The following is a 16,907-nucleotide window of genomic DNA, read 5'->3' on the forward strand; positions in this document are numbered from 1 at the left end:
GGGCGGCGTCCGGTATGCGGCGTCGCCGCGTGGGCCCGCCGCAGTGCGCCGCCGCCCCACCCGCCCGGGCCTACGCCGACGGCTGCCGGACCAGCTCCCCGAGCAGCGACCGCACGATCTCCGGCCCGGGAAGGGGCGGGGCGGGGGCGGCGTCCGGTATGCGGCGTCGCCGCGTGGGCCCGCCGCAGTGCGCCGCCGCCCCACCCGCCCGGGCCTACGCCGACGGCTGCCGGACCAGCCCCCCGAGCAGCGACCGCACGATCTCCGGCCCGCGCAGCGTGAGCACGGACTCGGGGTGGAACTGGATCCCTGCGAAGCCCGGGCCACGCAGCGCATGGACCTCGTCCGTCGCCGCGTCCCGGGCCACCTCGACCCCGCGCGCGGCCATCTGTGCCAGCCCCTGCTCACCGCACACCGCCGTGAAGCTGTTGTAGAAGCCGACCGTCTCCTCACGGCCGAAGAGGTCGATTCCCACCTGCGCCCCCTGGAACGGGGCCTCCTTGCGGGCGAGCCCCAGGCCCAGTTCCGCCGCGATCAGCTCATGGCCGAGGCAGACCCCGAGCAGACCGCCCCGGTGGCCACGCACCAGCTCCGCCGTCAGCGACCGCAGGAAGCGCATCTTCGGGTCGGCCGCATCCGAGGGATCGCCCGGCCCCGGCCCCAGGACGACCGGGCCCTCGTGGGCGAGCACCGCCTCCCGCACTCCCGGCTCGTCGTAGCGGCGTACGCTCACGTCCAGCCCGGCCCCGCGCAGCAGATGGGCGAGCATCGCCGTGAAGGTGTCCTCGGCGTCCACCACCAGGGCGTGGCCCACCACCTCCGCCGGCCGGGACTGCATCTTCAGCCAGAACGGCGCCAGATCCGCCCGCCGCGCGTCCAGCGCCGCCCGCACCCGGGGATCGTCGGCCAGGTGCGGTGGCCGTACGGACTCGTCGCGCGGGCGCCCGGGACGGACCCCCAGCGCGGCCAGCACCCCCGCAGCCTTGGCGTGCGTCTCGGCGACCTCGGACCGCGGGTCCGAGTGGCGGACGAGCGTGGCGCCGACCGGGACGCGCACCTCACCGCTCGCCGAGATGTCGGCCGTACGGATCAGAATCGGCGAGTCCAGCGTCTGCGCACCGCCCGCATCGCGCCCGAGCAGTGCCAGCGCGCCCGCGTAGTAGCCGCGCCCGTTCGCCTCGTACCGCTCGATCACCCGGCAGGCGTTCTGCACCGGCGAGCCGGTGACGGTGGCCGCGAACATCGTCTCGCGCAGCACGTCCCGGACGTCGAGCGAGGACTTGCCCCGCAGCTCGTACTCGGTGTGGGCGAGATGGGCCATCTCCTTGAGCCGGGGCCCGATCACCACCCCGCCCATGTCGCCGACCGTGCACATCATCTTCAGCTCCTCGTCGACGACCATGGAGAGCTCGTCCGTCTCCTTGCGGTCGGCGAGGAAGTCCAGCAGATGCTCCGGCGACGGCCCGGCCGCCGGATACCGGTACGTGCCGCTGATCGGGTTCATCACGACGGTGCCTCCCGACATCCGGACGTGCGCCTCCGGGCTGGCCCCGACCAGCGTGCGCCCGCCCGTCTCCCGCCCCCGCCCGTGCGAGGAAGGCCCTCCGGGCCCTGTCTCGTTTCCGGTGTGGACGACGAACGTCCAGTACGCCCCGCGCTCGCCCGCGAGCAGCCGCCGGAAGAGGGCGAGGGCGTCGGCCCGTCCGAAGCCGGGGATCTCGCCGGTGAAGGTGCGTCTGATGACGAAGTTCGCGCCTTCGCCACGGCCGATCTCGTCCTCGACGACCCGCCGGACGGTCTCCGCGTAGACGTCGTCACCGATGTCGAAGCCCCCGCCCTCGACCCGTACGTCATGGGCTGGCAGCAGGTCGAGCGCCTCGGAGAGCGGCACCTCGTGCGTCTCGTCGGCGACGAGCACCGAGAGCGGTGTCCCGTCGTCCCGTACGTCGAAGCCGCGCTCCCTGATCTGGCGGAACGGCACGAGCGCGAGCGAGGGAAGGTCGCCGACCGGGATGTCGGCGAGCCGTTCCGCTTCGTGGACGCGGCCCACCAGCACCTCGACCGTGTCGTGGTCGCGGCCCGGGGTGCGGCGGCGCAGCAGGGCGAAGGCAGGACAGCCGGTGTCGTCGGCGTCCAGCAGTCTGCTGATGATGTCCATCCGTGGTGTTCCTTCCGTGGTGGGAGGAACGGCCCGCAGCAGGTACGAAAAAGGCCGCCCCTCGGGCGGCCTTCGCGGACTTCCGTGTACGCGCAGTCAGTGGGCCGCCGGATGAGCGGTCCACCACCAGTTCTGGGTCGTCTGCGCGAACATGCCGTGAACCCTAACGCATCCGCCCGCGGAGCCGCAGCACGTCCCGTGGAGCGGGACGGCCGCGGCGCCGCGGGCGGGGGGCCGGGAGAGGAGCGGTCAGATCAGCAGGTTGAAGATGTTCCAGCCGGTGCCGATCTTGGTGCGGGCCGCGAAGGGCGCAGCGGTGTTGCCCGTGCCCTTGTAGAACCACAGGGTTCCGGACGTGTCCCGGGCGACCAGGTCGGCCTTGCCGTCGCGGTCGAGGTCCCCGGTGCCGGTGAGGTTGCTGTAGATCTGCCAGCCGGTGCCGATCTTGGTTCGGGCGGAAAAGGGCGCCGCCGCGTTGCCGGTGCCCTTGTACAGCCACAGGGCGCCGGAGGACTCCCGGGCGACCATGTCGCCGAGGCCGTCACCGTTGAGGTCCGTGGTGGCGGTCAGGGTGTTGTACAGGTTCCACCCGGTGCCGACCTTCTTGCGCGCCTCGAACGGCACCGACGGGTCGCCCGTGCCCACGTAGAGCCAGAGGACCCCGGCGGAGTCGCGGGCGACCAGGTCGGACCTGCCGTCCTTGGTGACGTCCGAGACGCCGAGGATGCGGTTGTAGATCTGCCAGCCGGTGCCGACCTTCAGACGGGCCTTGAACGGCTGGTCCGGGTTGCCGCTCGCCGCGTAGTACCAGAGCGTGCCGCTCGGCTCGCGGGCCACGATGTCACCCTTGGCGTCGGCGCGCAGGGTGTCCAGCTTGGTCACCAGGTTGTACGCCTGCCAGCCGCCGCCGACGCGGTACCGGGGGTGGAACGGCGCCGCCGCGCTGCCCGTCCCCTGGTACTGCCACAGCACACCGGAGGAGTCGCGGCCGAGCAGGTCGAACCGGTCGGTGCCCGCGTCGGGGGCCACGCCGTCGACCTCCTGGACGTCCTCGGCCCGCACCCACGCCAGGCGGTGGTTGAAGCGGATCGGGATGAACTGTGTGGTGCCCTTCACCAGCGTGCGCGAGGCGGGGTCCGTGACGCCGTCGATCGTGCCGCTGTAGTAGTAGTCGCCGTAGGCGTAGCCGCCGGCCTTCGAGTACTTCTGCCCGGCGAGGACGCTGTACTGCGTCAGCGACTCCGAGTTCCTGTCCTGGACATCGACCCCGGTTCCGGCATACGCCGCATCGTCCGGGTAGGCGCGCCCGTAGACCTTGACCGAGGCCAGTCCGGCCTTCGGGGTCACCAGTTTCTGCGGGTCCGTGGCCGTCGGCCGGGCCGGCTCCGTGTAGCGGCCGCCGGGGTTGTGGAACCAGGCCTTCCTGCCGCCGTACCAGACCGCGGTCCAGTCGGTGCGGACATCGGCGACGACCCATTCGCCACCGGCCGGGATCTTGTTCGCCCAGTTCGAGCCCTCGGTCCAGGTCTGGGTGCCGAGGTAGGGATCGCCGATGGTGGCCGACGTGGTCGACGGCTCCGTGTAGACGTAGCCGAAGTTCGCCGGCTGCGCGGCGACGGCGGTGCCTCCGTACGTCAGCTTCGGCTGGTTCTCCGAGGTGAACGGCGGTACGTAGCGGACCAGCTGGCCCACCTTGACCGGACCGCCCGCGCCGCCGGCTCCGGTGGGGGCGCCCATCAGCGACATGAAGTGGTTCCAGTCCCAGAACGGGCCCGGGTCCCAGTGCTGGGCGCGGACCTTGTCGTTCAGCACGCCGGGGACCTCGTCGTGGCCGATGATGTGCTCACGGTCCAGCGGGATCCCGTACTTCGCCGCCAGGTGCTTCACCAGGGCGGCCGAGGACTCGTACTGGGGCTCGGTGTACCAGCCCGTGCCGTTCTTGAGCGCGTAGCCCTCGTGCTCGACGCCGATCGAGTGCATGTTGACGGTCTTGTTGCCCGCGTGCCAGGCCTCGTTCTTGTTCTCGACCATCTGGGTGACCAGACCGTCCGAGGCGCGGATCATGTAGTGCGCGCTGGCGTACGAGTTCGGGTTCTGGAAGACCGCGAGCGATCCGTCGTAGCTGCCCTCCGTGTCGTGGACGGCGATGTAGCGGATGTCGTAGCCGTTGTCGGGACGGCTGGCGATGTTGTAGTTGCCCCAGTCGTCCGGGGTGGTGTTCTGCTTGTACGCGGCCGGGCGGAAGTCGCAGTTCAGTCCGGACGGGCAGTCCGGGGCCGGGACCGCGGTGGTCGACGCGTACGTCGCCGCCAGGGGCACGGCCGCCGGCTTGTCCGGCTCGACCGACGGGTCGGCCGGGAGGGAGACGTGCTGCCCCTCCGTGGTCGTGCGCTGCTCGCCCGTCCTGATCGACTCGAAGACGCGCTTCGCGAACAGCTCGGCGCCCTTCTTGTCCGGAGACTGGCTGAAGCGGGCGACCGCCGGATACCACTGGCCCGGGTCGTCCGAAAGATCGCCCGCGGCCTCGCGCTGGTACTCGGCGAGCAGGGCGGCACCGGCGCGGATGCTGTCCCCGGTGTCACTCTTCAGCGAGTCCGCGGACGCGTCGATCAGTCCGGCGGCCTCGTCGAGCGTGTGCAGCCGGGGGTCGTCCGTGTCGACGGCCTCCTTCGGTGTGGTCCGCAGCGCCTTCTCGGCGTCGAAGTGCTTCTCGACGGCCGGGTCGCCGCTGCGGTTCATGTGCTCGAGCCGGTGCTCGTCGGCGTCCTCGTGGGCCTTGTGGTCCTTCTCGAGGTCGTCCGGGTTCACCTGCGTGAGGCCCATGACGTTGTACGCGCCGGTGGTGCTGGGCATCCCGTCGTGGCTCTCCCAGCGGGTCTGCCGGAACGACACGGCCATCAGCACGCTCTTCGGCACGTCGAACTCGCTCGCCGCGGCCTCGAACTCGGCCTGCAGCTGTGCGCCCGGAGGCGTCGGCGTGCCGTCCGACGAGCCCAGGAACTCGGGCGAGGCCACGGCCACCGTCCCGATCACCGCGGTGGCGACGATCGCCGCGGTGCCTCCCCACAGCAGCGCTTTCTTCTTGCGGTCTTTCCGGTGTGCCCGACTCAACGCCCCACCCCTGGGATTGTTTAACTCTTGACGAAGGCGGCGCGAGGGTAGCAGCTGCGGATGACACGTACAGAGCGACCGGACATTCCGGGCGGTGTCTCAGTCACTGGGCATCGGCCGGGAGTGCTCGGCCGACCCCGTAATGTGGTGTTCGTGACCGTGAACGCTAAGACCACCGCAAGCGGTGGCAACACCTGGCGAAACCTGCCCGCGGCGCAGCAGCCCGAGTACCCCGATGCCGAGGCTCTGCGCGATGTGATCGCGGACCTCGAGTCGTATCCGCCGCTCGTCTTCGCGGGCGAGTGCGACCAGCTGCGCGCCCGGATGGGAGCCGTCGCCAAGGGCGAGGCGTTCCTGCTGCAGGGCGGCGACTGCGCCGAGGCCTTCGACGCCGTGTCCGCCGACCACATCCGTAACAAGCTCAAGACCCTGCTCCAGATGGGTGCGGTGCTGACGTACGCCGCGTCCGTGCCGGTCGTGAAGGTCGGCCGGATCGCCGGCCAGTACTCGAAGCCGCGCTCCAAGCCGACCGAGACCCGCGACGGCGTGACACTCCCGACCTACCGGGGCGACTCCGTCAACGGCTTCGACTTCACCGAAGAGGCCCGCGTCCCGGACCCCGAGCGGCTGAAGCGGATGTACAACGCGTCCGCGTCGACGCTCAACCTGGTGCGCGCCTTCACCACCGGTGGCTACGCCGACCTGCGCCAAGTGCACGCCTGGAACCAGGACTTCGTGAAGTCGTCCCCGTCGGGACAGCGCTACGAGCAGCTCGCGCGCGAGATCGACAACGCGCTGAACTTCATGAAGGCCTGTGGCACCGACCCGGCCGAGTTCCGCACGGTCGAGTTCTACGCCTCGCACGAGGCCCTGCTGCTGGACTACGAGTCGGCGCTGACCCGCGTGGACTCGCGCTCCGGGCAGCTGTACGACACGTCGGGCCACATGGTCTGGGTCGGTGAGCGCACTCGTCAGATGGACGGCGCACACATCGAGTTCGCGTCGAGGATCCGCAACCCCCTCGGTGTGAAGCTCGGCCCGACGACGACGGTCGACGAGGCGCTGCAGTACATCGAGAAGCTGGACCCGGAGCGCGAGCCCGGCCGGCTGACCTTCATCGTCCGCATGGGCGCCGACAAGGTCCGGGACAGGCTCCCGGAGCTGGTCGAGAAGGTCACGGCGTCCGGCGCGACGGTGGCCTGGGTGACGGACCCGATGCACGGCAACACCTTCGAGGCGGCCTCCGGCCACAAGACGCGGCGCTTCGACGACGTGCTCGACGAGGTCAAGGGCTTCTTCGAGGTCCACAAGGAGCTCGGCACCCACCCGGGCGGCATCCACGTGGAGCTGACCGGCGACGATGTCACCGAGTGCGTGGGCGGCGGCGACGAGATCTTCGTCGACGATCTCCACCAGCGCTACGAGACGGCCTGCGACCCCCGGCTGAACCGCAGCCAGTCGCTGGACCTGGCGTTCCTGGTGGCGGAGATGTACCGCGACCAGTGAGCTCGTCGATGAGCGGCTGACATGCGCCGATGGGGCGCGGATCCATGTGATCCGCGCCCCACGGTCGTATGGGGGGCTTTTATGACCCCGGAACGCCGGGTAAGGTTAGGTTAGCCTCACCGATCAATCGGGACGGGCACTACTTATCGATCCCGCCGGGAGGTGAACCGCGTGTACGTCTGCTCGTGCTTCGGCATCACGGAGAAGCAGGTCAAGGAGCACGCGGAGTCGGGTGCCTGCACCCCCCGCCAGATTGCCTCGGTCTCCAAGGCCGGCACGGACTGCGGTTCGTGCGTGCGTCGTATCCAGGGAATCCTCGGTCGGGGCACCTGCCCCCGCCGCGAGATGATCGAGCAGGGTGTGAACGCCCTCGCGGTCGAGGCCGAGCAGGATCCCGCGCTGAGCGAAGTCGGCGCACTGGCTGAAGTCACCCTGGGCGAAGCCGCCTAGCCCCCTGGCCGCGTCCTCGCGTGCGTCCTGAGCGCCCTGGATGCCCCGGGTGTCAGCTGTCGGGCTGTTCGATGACCTGGGCGATGTAGAGCGGCTCACCGAGCTTCTCGACCAGCTCCAGCTGGGTGTCGAGATAGTCGATGTGGTGCTCCTCGTCCGCCAGGATCGACTCGAAGATGTTCGCGGACGTGATGTCGCCCTTGTTCCGCATGACCTCGATCCCGCGCCTCAGCCGGTCGATCGCCTCGACCTCGATCTGCCGGTCGGCCTGGAACATCTCGGTGACCGTCTGCCCGATCCGGACATGGAAGAGCCGCTGGTAGTTCGGCAGGCCCTCGAGGAAGAGGATCCGGTCGGTCAGGACCTCCGCGTGCTTCATCTCGTCGAAGGACTCCGCCCGGGTGTACTTCGCGAGCTTTGTCCAGCCGAAGTTCTCCTGCATCTTCGCGTGCAGGAAGTACTGGTTGATCGCGGTCAATTCAGCAGTCAGCTGCTCATTGAGGAACTCGATGACCTCGGGGTCGCCCTGCATCGCAGAGGCTCCTTCCGCGCGTGTGACTGTGGCTGGATGCGCGCATCCTCGCACCGTGATCGAGGAGCGTCCAGTAAGTGCATACTTAGTGGGAGTTGCCCGAATCGGCTCAGACCTGGTCATGACCACCCCTCCTGGTCTGTCACCATTGAAGGCATGGGTCAGCCGGAGAGCCGGGAATTTCGCGAGTCAGAGCAGTCCGAGCTTCCTCCGGGGCAGCGACTGCAGCGTGGCTGGCCCGTCACCCACTACGGGCCCGTCCCCAAGTTCAAGCCGGACCGCTGGGAGTTCCGTGTCTTCGGCGCGACGGCCGACGGTGACAAGCGCTGCTGGAACCACGAGGAGTTCTCGGCCCTGCCGTTCGCGACGGTCGTGGCCGATCTGCACTGCGTGACGAAATTCAGCATGCTGGGGGCCGAATGGGGCGGGGTGCCCGCCCGTACGATCGTCGAGCTGGCCCCTCCGGCGCCGTCCGTCAGCCATGTCATGGTCTGGGCCGAGTACGGCTTCAGCGCCAATATGCGGCTCTCGGACTTCCTCTCCGAGCGCGCGATCTTCGCCACCCACAAGGACGGCGAGCTGCTCACCGCCGAGCACGGTTTCCCGCTGCGGCTGGTCGTCCCGCATCTGTACGCGTGGAAGGGCCCGAAGTGGGTGCGGGGCGTGGAGTACATGACCGCCGACCGCCGGGGCTTCTGGGAGGAGCGGGGGTACCACAACCTGGGCGATCCCTGGCGGGAGCAGCGCTACTCCTACCAGGAGGAGCCGGGGGACGGTCCCGAGTTCTAGGGCCGGTCGCCCTCCCTCGGGTGGTGCCGGCCCTCAGCGGTGGTACTGGTGGACCACCGCATGGCCCTTGCCGCGGCCGATCATCCACTTGTTGACCGGAGTGGTGACGAGGAAGGCGACGAGAAAGGCGAAGGCCAGGGCGCCCCAGAACAGCGCGTCGGTGACGTGTGCGTCCATGGCGCCCGGAACGATCAGCAGGACGCCGTTGTCGACGATCTCCATCACCAGGATGGAGACGGTGTCCGCGGCCAGGGCGACGCCGATGGCGGCCTTCAGCGGGAGCCCCGCGCGCAGGACCGGCGAGATGGTCAGCGAGTAGCCGAAGACGAATGCCAGGACGATCGCGAGGGCCATCGTCGGGGTGTTGCCCCAGCCGAGGGCGGTACCGATGATCATGCCGAGGACCTCGCCGATGGCGCAGCCGGTGAGGCAGTGGAGGGTGGCCCTGGCGGCCATGGACCAACTGGCTCCGCCGTCGCCGTGTCCGGTGTGACCGTGGTCGGTGTGGGCGTCGAGCCCGGCGTGAGGTCCGTGCTCGGTGTGAGCGTCGTGTCCGGTGTGGTGGTGCGCGTGTGCCTCGTGCTCCATGAGAGAACCCCCATAGCAAGGTGACCGGTCCTGTCCACAACAGGAACGGTATACCCCTGGGGGGTATTCCTCAAGAGAGGTTCGTCGGCCGAAGTCCCTTCAGCCGCGCCACGTCCGCCGTATACGCATCCTTGGGTCCCGGAGTCTCGATGATCAGTGGCACGCCTGCGGCCGCCGGATGCGCCATCAGCGCCCGGAACGGTTCCTCACCGATCTGACCTGCACCGATGTTCGCGTGACGGTCCTTGCGCGCGCCCACCACGTCCTTGGAGTCGTTCGCGTGGATCAGCTTCAGCCGCCCTTCCCCGACGGTGTCCACCAGCAGATCCAGGGTCTCCTTCGCCCCGCCCGGCGCCGCCAGATCGTGCCCGGCCGCGAAGACATGGCAGGTGTCCAGGCAGATGCCCAGCTTGGGGTGGGCGTCCAGGGCCTCGAAGTACGGGCCGAAGTCCCATGTCCTGGAGCAGAGCGAGAAGCCCTGCCCGGCTGTCGACTCCAGCAGCAGGAAGGGGTCGTCGTCGTGGGTCAGCTCGTCGAGCAGCGGCAGCATCAGCTCCCGTGCCTGCGCAAGTGCCACCTCGCGCGTGCGGCCGCCGGTGGCCGAGCCGGTGTGCACCACCACACCCAGCGCGCCGATCTCGCGGCCCCGGCGCAGCGAGTGCCGCAGCGACTCCACGGACCTCTCGGCGGTCGCCTCGGTGTGCGAGCCGAAGTTGATCAGGTACGGGGCGTGGACGTACGCCGCGATCCCCTCGGCCGCGCACTCCGCCCGGAACTGCTCGTCCTGCGCCGGGTTCCCGGCGGGCGTCGCCCAGCCGCGCGGATTGGCGACGAAGACCTGGACGGTCTCCGCACCGATCTCCCGTGCGTACGTCAGACCGGTCCTGGCGAGTCCGCCGGCCACCGGAACATGGGCGCCGACAGCGTTGCGCATCCGCTCTAGATTCCCTTGGTCTTGATGGTGATCGTGCTGCCCTCGGGCGCCTGCTCGCCGCCCTCCACGGACTGGCTCTCGACCTTGTTGCCGAGGAAGGGGAAGTTGCGCTCGACCTTGACCTCGAATCCCGCCTTCTCCAGCTCCTGGCGCGCGGCGGCGACCTCCATGCCGGTGACGTCCGGTACGTCGATCATGCGCGGGCCCTTGGAGACGGTGAGGGTGACCGTGTCGCCCTTCGCGGCCTGCCCGCCCTCCGCCGGGGACTGCACGGCGACGGTGCCGGCGTCCTCGGGGGAGTGCACCCGCGCAGGGGCGACCTCGACCTCCAGCCCTTCCTCCCGCAGGGCGTTCGTCGCGTCCTCGACGGACTCGCCGACCACATCCGGTACGTCGATGGGGGCGCCCTTGCTGACGACGAGCGCGACCGCGGAGTCGGGGCGGCGTTCGGTGCCTGCGGCCGGGTCCGAGCCGGTGACGGTCCCCTGCGCGGCCTCCACGCTGAACTCCTTGGTGATCACGCCCGGGGCGAGCCCCACCTTGCGCAGGGCGTTCTTCGCCTCGGCGAGCGTCATTCCCTCGAGGTCCGGGACCTCGACGATCTCGGGGCCGCGGGAGACGACGAGGGAGACCGAGCCGTTGTCACGGATGCGCTGACCCGGGTCGGGGTCGATGTCCATGACCGTGCCGCGCCGGTAGACGTCGCTGAAGCCCTGCGTGGTCCGCTCGACCTCGAGCCCGGCGTCCGTGAGGCGCTTCTTGGCGGCGGCCTCCGTCTGCCCGAGGACGGGAGGCACGCGGGTGAACTGTCCGGAGTTGATGTACCAGACGCCGCCCACGCCGAGGAGCAGCAGGGCAGCCACGACCGCGGCGATGACGCCGCGCCGGGGTGCCGGGGTGCGGCGCGCCGAAGTCTGCGGGGGCTGCGGGGGCGGCATCTCCAGACGGCTGGTCCGGTGGACCGCGGCCCCGGGGATCACGCTCGTACGGTCGTCGGACCCGGCAGCGCCGTCGGGGTCCGCCGTCCGCGCCTGCGGCGGTACGGCGTCGAGCTGGTCGTCCGTGAGGGCGGCGCGCGCCTCACGGGTCTGCGCGAGCAGCGCGACGGCGTCGTACGGCCGGAGGTCCGGGTTGCGGGCGGTCGCGCTCGCGACGAGCTCGTCCAGCTCCCTCGCGAGCCCGGGCACGGCGGCGGACGGGGCCGGCACGTCCTCGTTGAGGTGCTGGTAGAGGACCTGGGCGGGAGTGTCGCCCGCGTACGGCTTGGCGCCGGTGAGCATCTCGTACAGGACGACACCGCAGGCGTAGACGTCGGCGCGGGTGTCGGCGGTGCCGGACTCGATCTGCTCGGGTGCGAGGTACGACACGGTCCCGAGGACCGAGCCCGTGGTGTTCGTCACGGCTCCCACGGCGCGGACCAGCCCGAAGTCGGCGACCTTGACCCGGCCGTCGTCGCCGATCAGGACGTTCTCCGGCTTCATGTCCCGGTGCACGAACCCGGCGCGGTGCGCGGCGCCGAGCGCGGCCAGCACCGGCTCCAGGATGTCGAGCGCGGCCCGCGGCTGGAGCGCGCCGCGCTCGCGCAGCACGTCACGGAGGGTGCACCCGGCGACGTACTCCATCGCGAGATAGACGTACGCGCCCTGTGCGCCCTGGTCGTACACCCCCACCACATTGGGGTGCGACAGCCGCGCCACGGATTTCGCCTCCCGGATGAACCGCTCAACGAACGACGCGTCCGTCGCGAGTGCGGGATGCATCACCTTGAGGGCGAGCACACGGTCGAGACGGGTGTCCACGGCCCGGTAGACCGTGGCCATCCCGCCGACGGCGATGCGCGCGTCGACGCGGTAGCGGCCGTCGAGCAGCTGCCCGACGAGGGGGTCCTGAAGCGTCGTATCCACGCAGCGAGTCTACGAGCCGCGCCACGCCTTCCCGCCCCCTCGGGCACTGCCCGGGCCCGTACTGCAGCGCACCTGTGACCCACCGGGGCATTCCCCTGCCCGGCCCGTCCCCCTCGGACCCCGGGTGTGCCCCGGCACACCGTGGACGGGCCGGGGTGTCCATCCTCGATCGCCGGACGGGCTGATGTGTGTCCCGGCACAGTCCGGCGGCCCGGGTGTCCGTACTCGATCGCGGACAGGCTGGAATTGCGCCCGGCACCGGTGCACGGGCCCGGACGGGCTCGGAGCCGGCCCTGCCCGCGCCGAGCGGGCGTCGCCCGCTAGAACGCCGGGCGTTCCGGGTCCAGGGCCGCTCGGCCCTCCACCGGCGACGACGCCTCCGCGAAGTGCCGACGCGGGATACGGCCCGCGCGGTGGGCGAGGCGGCCCGCCTCGACCGCGTGGCGCATCGCCTCGGCCATGAGCGCGGGCTCCTGCGCCCGCGTGACCGCCGACGCCAGCATCACCCCGGCACACCCCAGCTCCATCGCGAGCACCGCGTCCGACGCCGTGCCCGCGCCCGCGTCCAGGATCACCGGGACGCTCGCCTGCTCGACGATGAGCTGGAAGTTGTGCGGGTTGCGGATCCCCAGCCCGGACCCGATCGGCGAGCCCAGCGGCATGATCGCCGCGCAGCCCACCTCCTCCAGCTTCCGCGCCAGCACCGGGTCGTCGTTCGTGTACGGCAGCACGGTGAAGCCGTCGTCGACCAGCACCTCCGCCGCGTCCAGGAGCTCGATCGGGTCGGGCAGGAGTGTGCGCTCGTCCGCCACGACCTCCAGCTTGATCCAGTGCGTCCCGAGCGCCTCGCGTGCGAGCCGCGCGGTCAGCACGGCCTCGCCCGCCGTGAAGCAGCCCGCCGTGTTCGGCAGGACCTGGATGCCCAGCCGCTTCAGCACGGACAGGACGGACCCCTGCACGGTCGGGTCGAGCCGGCGCATCGCCACGGTCGTGAGCTCCGTACCGCTCGCGACCAGCGCGCGCTCCAGTACGTCGAGGCTCGGCGCCCCGCCCGTACCCATGATCAGCCGGGACGAGAACTCCACCCCGCCCAACACAAAACGGTCATCGGCCATGGCGTCGATCAGCCTCCCTGCACCGCGGTGAGGACCTCGACCCGGTCGCCCTCGCACAGCAGCGTCCCGGACCACTCGCCCCGCGGGACGACGGTCTCGTTCACGGCCGCCGCGACCCCGGACGGCGCCGCCGTCAGCGTCGCGACCAGCGCGTCCAGCGTGGTGCCTGCCGTGATGTCCCGCGGTTCTCCGTTCACGGACACGGACACGGACACGATCGTGGACCCGGTGGACCCGGTGGACCCGGTGGACCCGGTCATGCGGATACCTCCTGACGTACGGGAGAGAAGCGGCGGGGGGTGAAGGGCTCCGCCTCTTCCGGCAGTTCCCCGGCGACCAGCGCATGTGCCATCACGTCGCCCGTCACCGGCGTGAGCAGCACACCGTTGCGGTAGTGCCCGGTCGCCAGCAGCAGCCCGGGCAGTTCCGTCGGCCCGAGCAGTGGCGCGTTGTCCGGGGACCCCGGTCGCAGACCGGCGCGCGTCTCGGTGAGCGGCAGCTCGGTGAGGCCCGGCACCAGCTCGTGCGCGTCGCGCAGCAGCTGGTACACCCCGCCCGCCGTGACCGTCGTGTCCCAGCCGAGTTCCTCGCTCGTCGCGCCCACCACCAGCTCGCCGTTCTCGCGCGGCACGAGATAGACGTGGCTGCCGCGCACCAGGGCCCGCACCGTCCGTGACAGGAACGGCGCGTACGGGCGCGGCACCGTCAGCCGCAGCACCTGCCCCTTCACCGGCCTGACCGGCGGCAGCACCTCCTCCGGCACGCCCTCCAGCCGGCCGCTCAGACTGCCCGCGGCCAGCACCACCTGCTCGGCGGCCACCTCGCGGCCCCCGTCGAGCACGGCTCCGGCCGCCCGGTCCCGTACCACCGACAGCCGCTCGACCCAGGCGCGGTGGAACGTCACGCCCGCCCGCTCGCACGCCGCGACGAGGGCCTTCGCCAGCCGCCGCGGATCGATCTGGTGGTCGCCGTCCACCCGCAGCCCGCCGCGCACGCCGGGTGCGAGCATCGGTTCGAGGCGCCGGCACTCCCGGCCGGTGAGCCACTCCGACTCCAGCCCGGAGCGGTGCTGCAACGCGTGCAGTTCGCGCAGATGCGCCCGGTCGTCCGTGTCGAGCGCGACGGCGAGCGTCCCGCACCTGCGGTATCCGGTGTCCTGCCCGCTCGCCTCCTCCAGCTCCGCGACGAACTCCGGATAGCGACGCGCGGAGGCGAGATTGAGGCCGAGGAGCATCTCCTCGCCGTAGTGGAGCTCAGTGACGGCCGCGAGCATGCCGGCCGCGACCTGTGCGGCCCCGCCGCCCGGTTCGGGGTCGGCGACCGCGGTGCTCAGGCCGCGCTGTGCCGCCCGCCAAGCGGTGACGAGGCCGATGATTCCGCCCCCGATGACAAGGACGTCCGTCGTCGTCGCCGAAGGCCCTGTCGGTGAATGCCCCGTTGGTGCATGTGCTGTCGGTGCGCGTCCAGTACGTGACGGCTGGACAGGTGGATGCATGGCGTCCGGACCCTCCCTTCGCCGGCATGACCCGGATCAGGTTCGTACGGTCGGAGGCCGCCTCAGCCTCCCTCTCAGCCCGGTGCTCCGGGCTCCCGCGAGTAGCAGTACGGTGGCCAGCCTAACCCCCGCCCCCAACTCTCAGTAAGGGAGCCCGCACTGTGGCCCGCTCGCTCGACGGACTCGTGCTCGTCCCGGTCGCCGACCAGGCGCCGGGCCAGGTCGGTACGCGGACCCGGTTCGCCTACCACGAGGAGCAGGGCCGGATCTGGGCCGACTACGCGGGCGGTGACGTGGTTCGCGGCCATCTCGTCGGCACGCGCGAGGGCGACCGGCTGGACTTCCGCTACGTCCAGCTGAAGCAGGACGGAACGACGTCTTCCGGGCACTGTGTCGCGACGGTCCTGGAGCTGCCCGACGGGCGGGTGCGGCTGGAGGAGACCTGGGAATGGGAGTCCCAGGAAGGCGGCGGCACGAGCGTCGTCGAACAACCGGCTTCCTGACGATCCGTCAAGTGGCTAGGGTGGCCTGGTGAGCGAGCAGACAACGCAGAGTCGCCGTGTCGTGATCGTCGGGGCCGGCATGGCCGGCGTCCAGACCGCCGTGGCCCTCCGCGATCAGGGCTTCTCCGGCACCATCACCCTCATCGGCGCCGAGCCGCACCAGCCGTACGACCGCCCCCCGCTCTCCAAGGCCGTCCTCCTCGGCAAGGCGGAGGGCTCCGCCCTCGACATCGACTTCGACGCACTCCGGGTCGATCTCCAGCTGGGCCGCGAGGTCGACGGCCTGCGCGCGGACGACCATGAGCTCGACACCCCGTCGGGGCCCGTCCCGTACGACACCCTCGTCATCGCCACCGGCGCCGAGCCCATCACCCTGCCCGGCACCGAGGGAGTCCCCGGCGTCCATCTGCTGCGCACGCTCGACGACGCGGAACGGCTGCGTCCTGTGCTGGAGCGGCAGCACGACATCGTGGTCGTCGGCGCCGGCTGGATCGGCGCCGAGTTCGCCACCGCCGCCCGCGAGGCGGGCTGCGCCGTGACCGTCGTCGAGGCCGCCGACCGCCCGCTCGCGGGCGCCCTGCCCGCCGAGGTCGCCGCGCCGATGGCCGGCTGGTACGCGGAGAGCGGCACGGAGCTCCTCACCGGCGTGCGCGTAGCGGGCATCGAGCCGGGTGCGGTCGTCCTCGCTGACGGCCGGCGGCTCCCGGCCGGGGCCGTCGTCGTCGGCATCGGCGCACGCCCCGCCACCGGCTGGCTCGCGGGCTCGGGCATCGCCATCGGCGCGGACGGCTCGATCACCGCGGACGAGCGGCTGCGCACCTCGCTGCCCGATGTGTACGCCGTCGGCGACTGTGCGTCCTTCCCGTCCGGCCGCTACGGGAAGCGGCTCCTCGTCCACCACTGGGACAACGCGCTGCAGGGCCCGCGCACGGTCGCCGCGAACGTCATGGCCGAGGGCGAGGATGCCGCGCCGCAGATCTACGACCCGGTGCCGTACTTCTGGTCCGAGCAGTTCGGCCGGTTCGTGCAGTACGCGGGTCACCACGAGGGCGCAGGGACGCTCGTATGGCGGGGCGACCCGGCGGCCGGTTCCGCCTGGTCGGTGCTGTGGCTGCGGGACGGCGCGCTGGTCGCCGTGCTCGCGGTCGGCAGGCCCCGGGACCTGGCCCAGGGACGCAGGCTCATCGAGGCCGGCGCGCGGCTCGACCTGGTGCGTGCGGGGGACCCCGGTGTCCCTCTGAAGGCGGCAGCTCTCTAGGGTCCGGCTACCGACTGTCGGTCCGGGATGGCACGCTTGTCCCGTGACCGAGATTGACGCAAAGATCGATGCTCTCGTCCCCGCCTGGCTCCACCTGCCGGACATCGCGGAAAAGCTCGATGTCGAGGTGACGCGTGTACGGCAGCTGGTCAAGGAGGGCCAGCTGATCGCCGTGCGGCGCGGTGAGAACCGGACGCTTCAGGTGCCTGCCGCCTTCATCAAGGGCGGCAAGGTGATCAAGGGTCTCAGCGGGACCCTGACGCTCCTGAGGGACGACGGCTTCAGTGACGAAGAGATGCTGGAGTGGCTCTTCACGCCGGACCCGACCCTCCCGGGTACCCCCGCGGAGGCCCTCAGCGAGAATCGTGGCACGGAGGTGAAGCGCCGGGCCCAGGCGCTCGCCGTCTGAGGTCCTGACGAGACCACACCACATCGCACCGCACCGCACCACGGGAAGCGTGGTGTACGGACCGGGGCGGGGTACGCTTCCGCAGCCCTGCCCCGGGTCCCGTACGCCGGCGGAACCAGTCCCGACCTGCCGACCGACGGCCGGTCCCAACGGGG

16 protein-coding genes and 1 riboswitch are annotated in these 16,907 nt (G+C 71.1%); of the genes, 6 read left to right on the forward strand and 10 right to left on the reverse strand.

Features of this window, described 5'->3' with window-relative positions; all coding sequences use genetic code 11:
* Positions 1 to 214 precede the first annotated feature (214 nt).
* The 3 genes from ACWCP0_RS04690 to ACWCP0_RS04700 form a co-directional block, all read right to left on the reverse strand.
* On the reverse strand, positions 215 to 2,158 hold the full coding sequence (locus ACWCP0_RS04690) for an anthranilate synthase family protein (protein WP_451077415.1): 1,944 nt from the start codon (positions 2,156 to 2,158) through the stop codon (positions 215 to 217).
* Between the two features lie 96 nt (positions 2,159 to 2,254).
* Positions 2,255 to 2,311: a trp operon leader peptide gene (locus tag ACWCP0_RS04695; RefSeq protein ID WP_078513512.1), complete on the reverse strand. Its 57-nt coding sequence runs from the start codon at positions 2,309 to 2,311 to the stop codon at positions 2,255 to 2,257.
* Between the two features lie 96 nt (positions 2,312 to 2,407).
* Positions 2,408 to 5,269 (reverse strand): N-acetylmuramoyl-L-alanine amidase, encoded by a 2,862-nt coding sequence (locus ACWCP0_RS04700; RefSeq protein ID WP_451077416.1) that lies wholly within the window; start codon positions 5,267 to 5,269, stop codon positions 2,408 to 2,410.
* Between the two features lie 159 nt (positions 5,270 to 5,428).
* Here ACWCP0_RS04700 and ACWCP0_RS04705 point away from each other — a divergent pair, with 159 nt between their 5' ends.
* Positions 5,429 to 6,775 carry a class II 3-deoxy-7-phosphoheptulonate synthase gene (locus ACWCP0_RS04705; RefSeq protein ID WP_451077739.1) on the forward strand — a complete coding sequence of 449 codons (1,347 nt, stop codon included), beginning with the start codon at positions 5,429 to 5,431 and terminating at the stop codon, positions 6,773 to 6,775.
* A 162-nt stretch (positions 6,776 to 6,937) separates the two neighbouring features.
* Positions 6,938 to 7,225 (forward strand): (2Fe-2S)-binding protein, encoded by a 288-nt coding sequence (locus ACWCP0_RS04710; protein ID WP_451077417.1) that lies wholly within the window; start codon positions 6,938 to 6,940, stop codon positions 7,223 to 7,225.
* Between the two features lie 52 nt (positions 7,226 to 7,277).
* On the opposite strand, the gene bfr is transcribed toward ACWCP0_RS04710, so the two are convergent.
* Positions 7,278 to 7,757, reverse strand: coding sequence for a bacterioferritin (gene bfr, locus ACWCP0_RS04715; RefSeq protein WP_451077418.1), 480 nt, complete (start codon positions 7,755 to 7,757; stop codon positions 7,278 to 7,280).
* A 156-nt stretch (positions 7,758 to 7,913) separates the two neighbouring features.
* Here bfr and ACWCP0_RS04720 point away from each other — a divergent pair, with 156 nt between their 5' ends.
* On the forward strand, positions 7,914 to 8,546 hold the full coding sequence (locus ACWCP0_RS04720; RefSeq protein ID WP_451077419.1) for a sulfite oxidase-like oxidoreductase: 633 nt from the start codon (positions 7,914 to 7,916) through the stop codon (positions 8,544 to 8,546).
* A gap of 33 nt (positions 8,547 to 8,579) precedes the next feature.
* Here ACWCP0_RS04720 and ACWCP0_RS04725 read toward each other — a convergent pair whose 3' ends face one another.
* The 6 genes from ACWCP0_RS04725 to thiO form a co-directional block, all read right to left on the reverse strand.
* The gene (locus ACWCP0_RS04725; RefSeq protein WP_451077420.1) at positions 8,580 to 9,134 is read right to left on the reverse strand and encodes a DUF4396 domain-containing protein; all 555 of its coding nucleotides are present in this window, start codon (positions 9,132 to 9,134) and stop codon (positions 8,580 to 8,582) included.
* 70 nt (positions 9,135 to 9,204) lie between these two features.
* Positions 9,205 to 10,068 carry a deoxyribonuclease IV gene (locus ACWCP0_RS04730; RefSeq protein WP_451077421.1) on the reverse strand — a complete coding sequence of 288 codons (864 nt, stop codon included), beginning with the start codon at positions 10,066 to 10,068 and terminating at the stop codon, positions 9,205 to 9,207.
* Positions 10,069 to 10,073: 5 nt separating this feature from the next.
* On the reverse strand, positions 10,074 to 11,972 hold the full coding sequence (pknB, locus tag ACWCP0_RS04735) for a Stk1 family PASTA domain-containing Ser/Thr kinase (protein ID WP_451077422.1): 1,899 nt from the start codon (positions 11,970 to 11,972) through the stop codon (positions 10,074 to 10,076).
* Positions 11,973 to 12,292: 320 nt separating this feature from the next.
* Positions 12,293 to 13,087 (reverse strand): thiazole synthase, encoded by a 795-nt coding sequence (locus ACWCP0_RS04740; RefSeq protein ID WP_451077423.1) that lies wholly within the window; start codon positions 13,085 to 13,087, stop codon positions 12,293 to 12,295.
* Between the two features lie 8 nt (positions 13,088 to 13,095).
* A complete protein-coding gene (thiS, locus tag ACWCP0_RS04745; RefSeq protein WP_451077424.1) occupies positions 13,096 to 13,347 on the reverse strand; it encodes a sulfur carrier protein ThiS in 252 nt (83 codons plus the stop codon).
* Positions 13,344 to 14,582: a glycine oxidase ThiO gene (gene thiO, locus ACWCP0_RS04750; protein ID WP_451077425.1), complete on the reverse strand. Its 1,239-nt coding sequence runs from the start codon at positions 14,580 to 14,582 to the stop codon at positions 13,344 to 13,346. Before thiO ends, thiS begins: the two co-directional genes overlap by 4 nt.
* Positions 14,579 to 14,691, reverse strand: a riboswitch (TPP riboswitch). Its footprint overlaps the gene before it by 4 nt.
* A gap of 52 nt (positions 14,692 to 14,743) precedes the next feature.
* Between thiO and ACWCP0_RS04755 the strand changes: the two genes are divergently transcribed.
* Genes ACWCP0_RS04755 through ACWCP0_RS04765 form a run of 3 tightly spaced genes read left to right on the forward strand, consistent with a single transcriptional unit; the run spans position 14,744 to position 16,752 of the window.
* Positions 14,744 to 15,085: a hypothetical protein gene (locus tag ACWCP0_RS04755; protein WP_451077426.1), complete on the forward strand. Its 342-nt coding sequence runs from the start codon at positions 14,744 to 14,746 to the stop codon at positions 15,083 to 15,085.
* A 28-nt stretch (positions 15,086 to 15,113) separates the two neighbouring features.
* Complete coding sequence (locus ACWCP0_RS04760) at positions 15,114 to 16,343, forward strand: NAD(P)/FAD-dependent oxidoreductase (RefSeq protein WP_451077427.1); 1,230 nt, start codon at positions 15,114 to 15,116, stop codon at positions 16,341 to 16,343.
* 43 nt (positions 16,344 to 16,386) lie between these two features.
* Positions 16,387 to 16,752, forward strand: coding sequence for an Rv2175c family DNA-binding protein (locus ACWCP0_RS04765; RefSeq protein WP_451077428.1), 366 nt, complete (start codon positions 16,387 to 16,389; stop codon positions 16,750 to 16,752).
* Positions 16,753 to 16,907 lie beyond the last annotated feature (155 nt).

Source organism: Streptomyces sp. NPDC001970 (assembly GCF_053594115.1).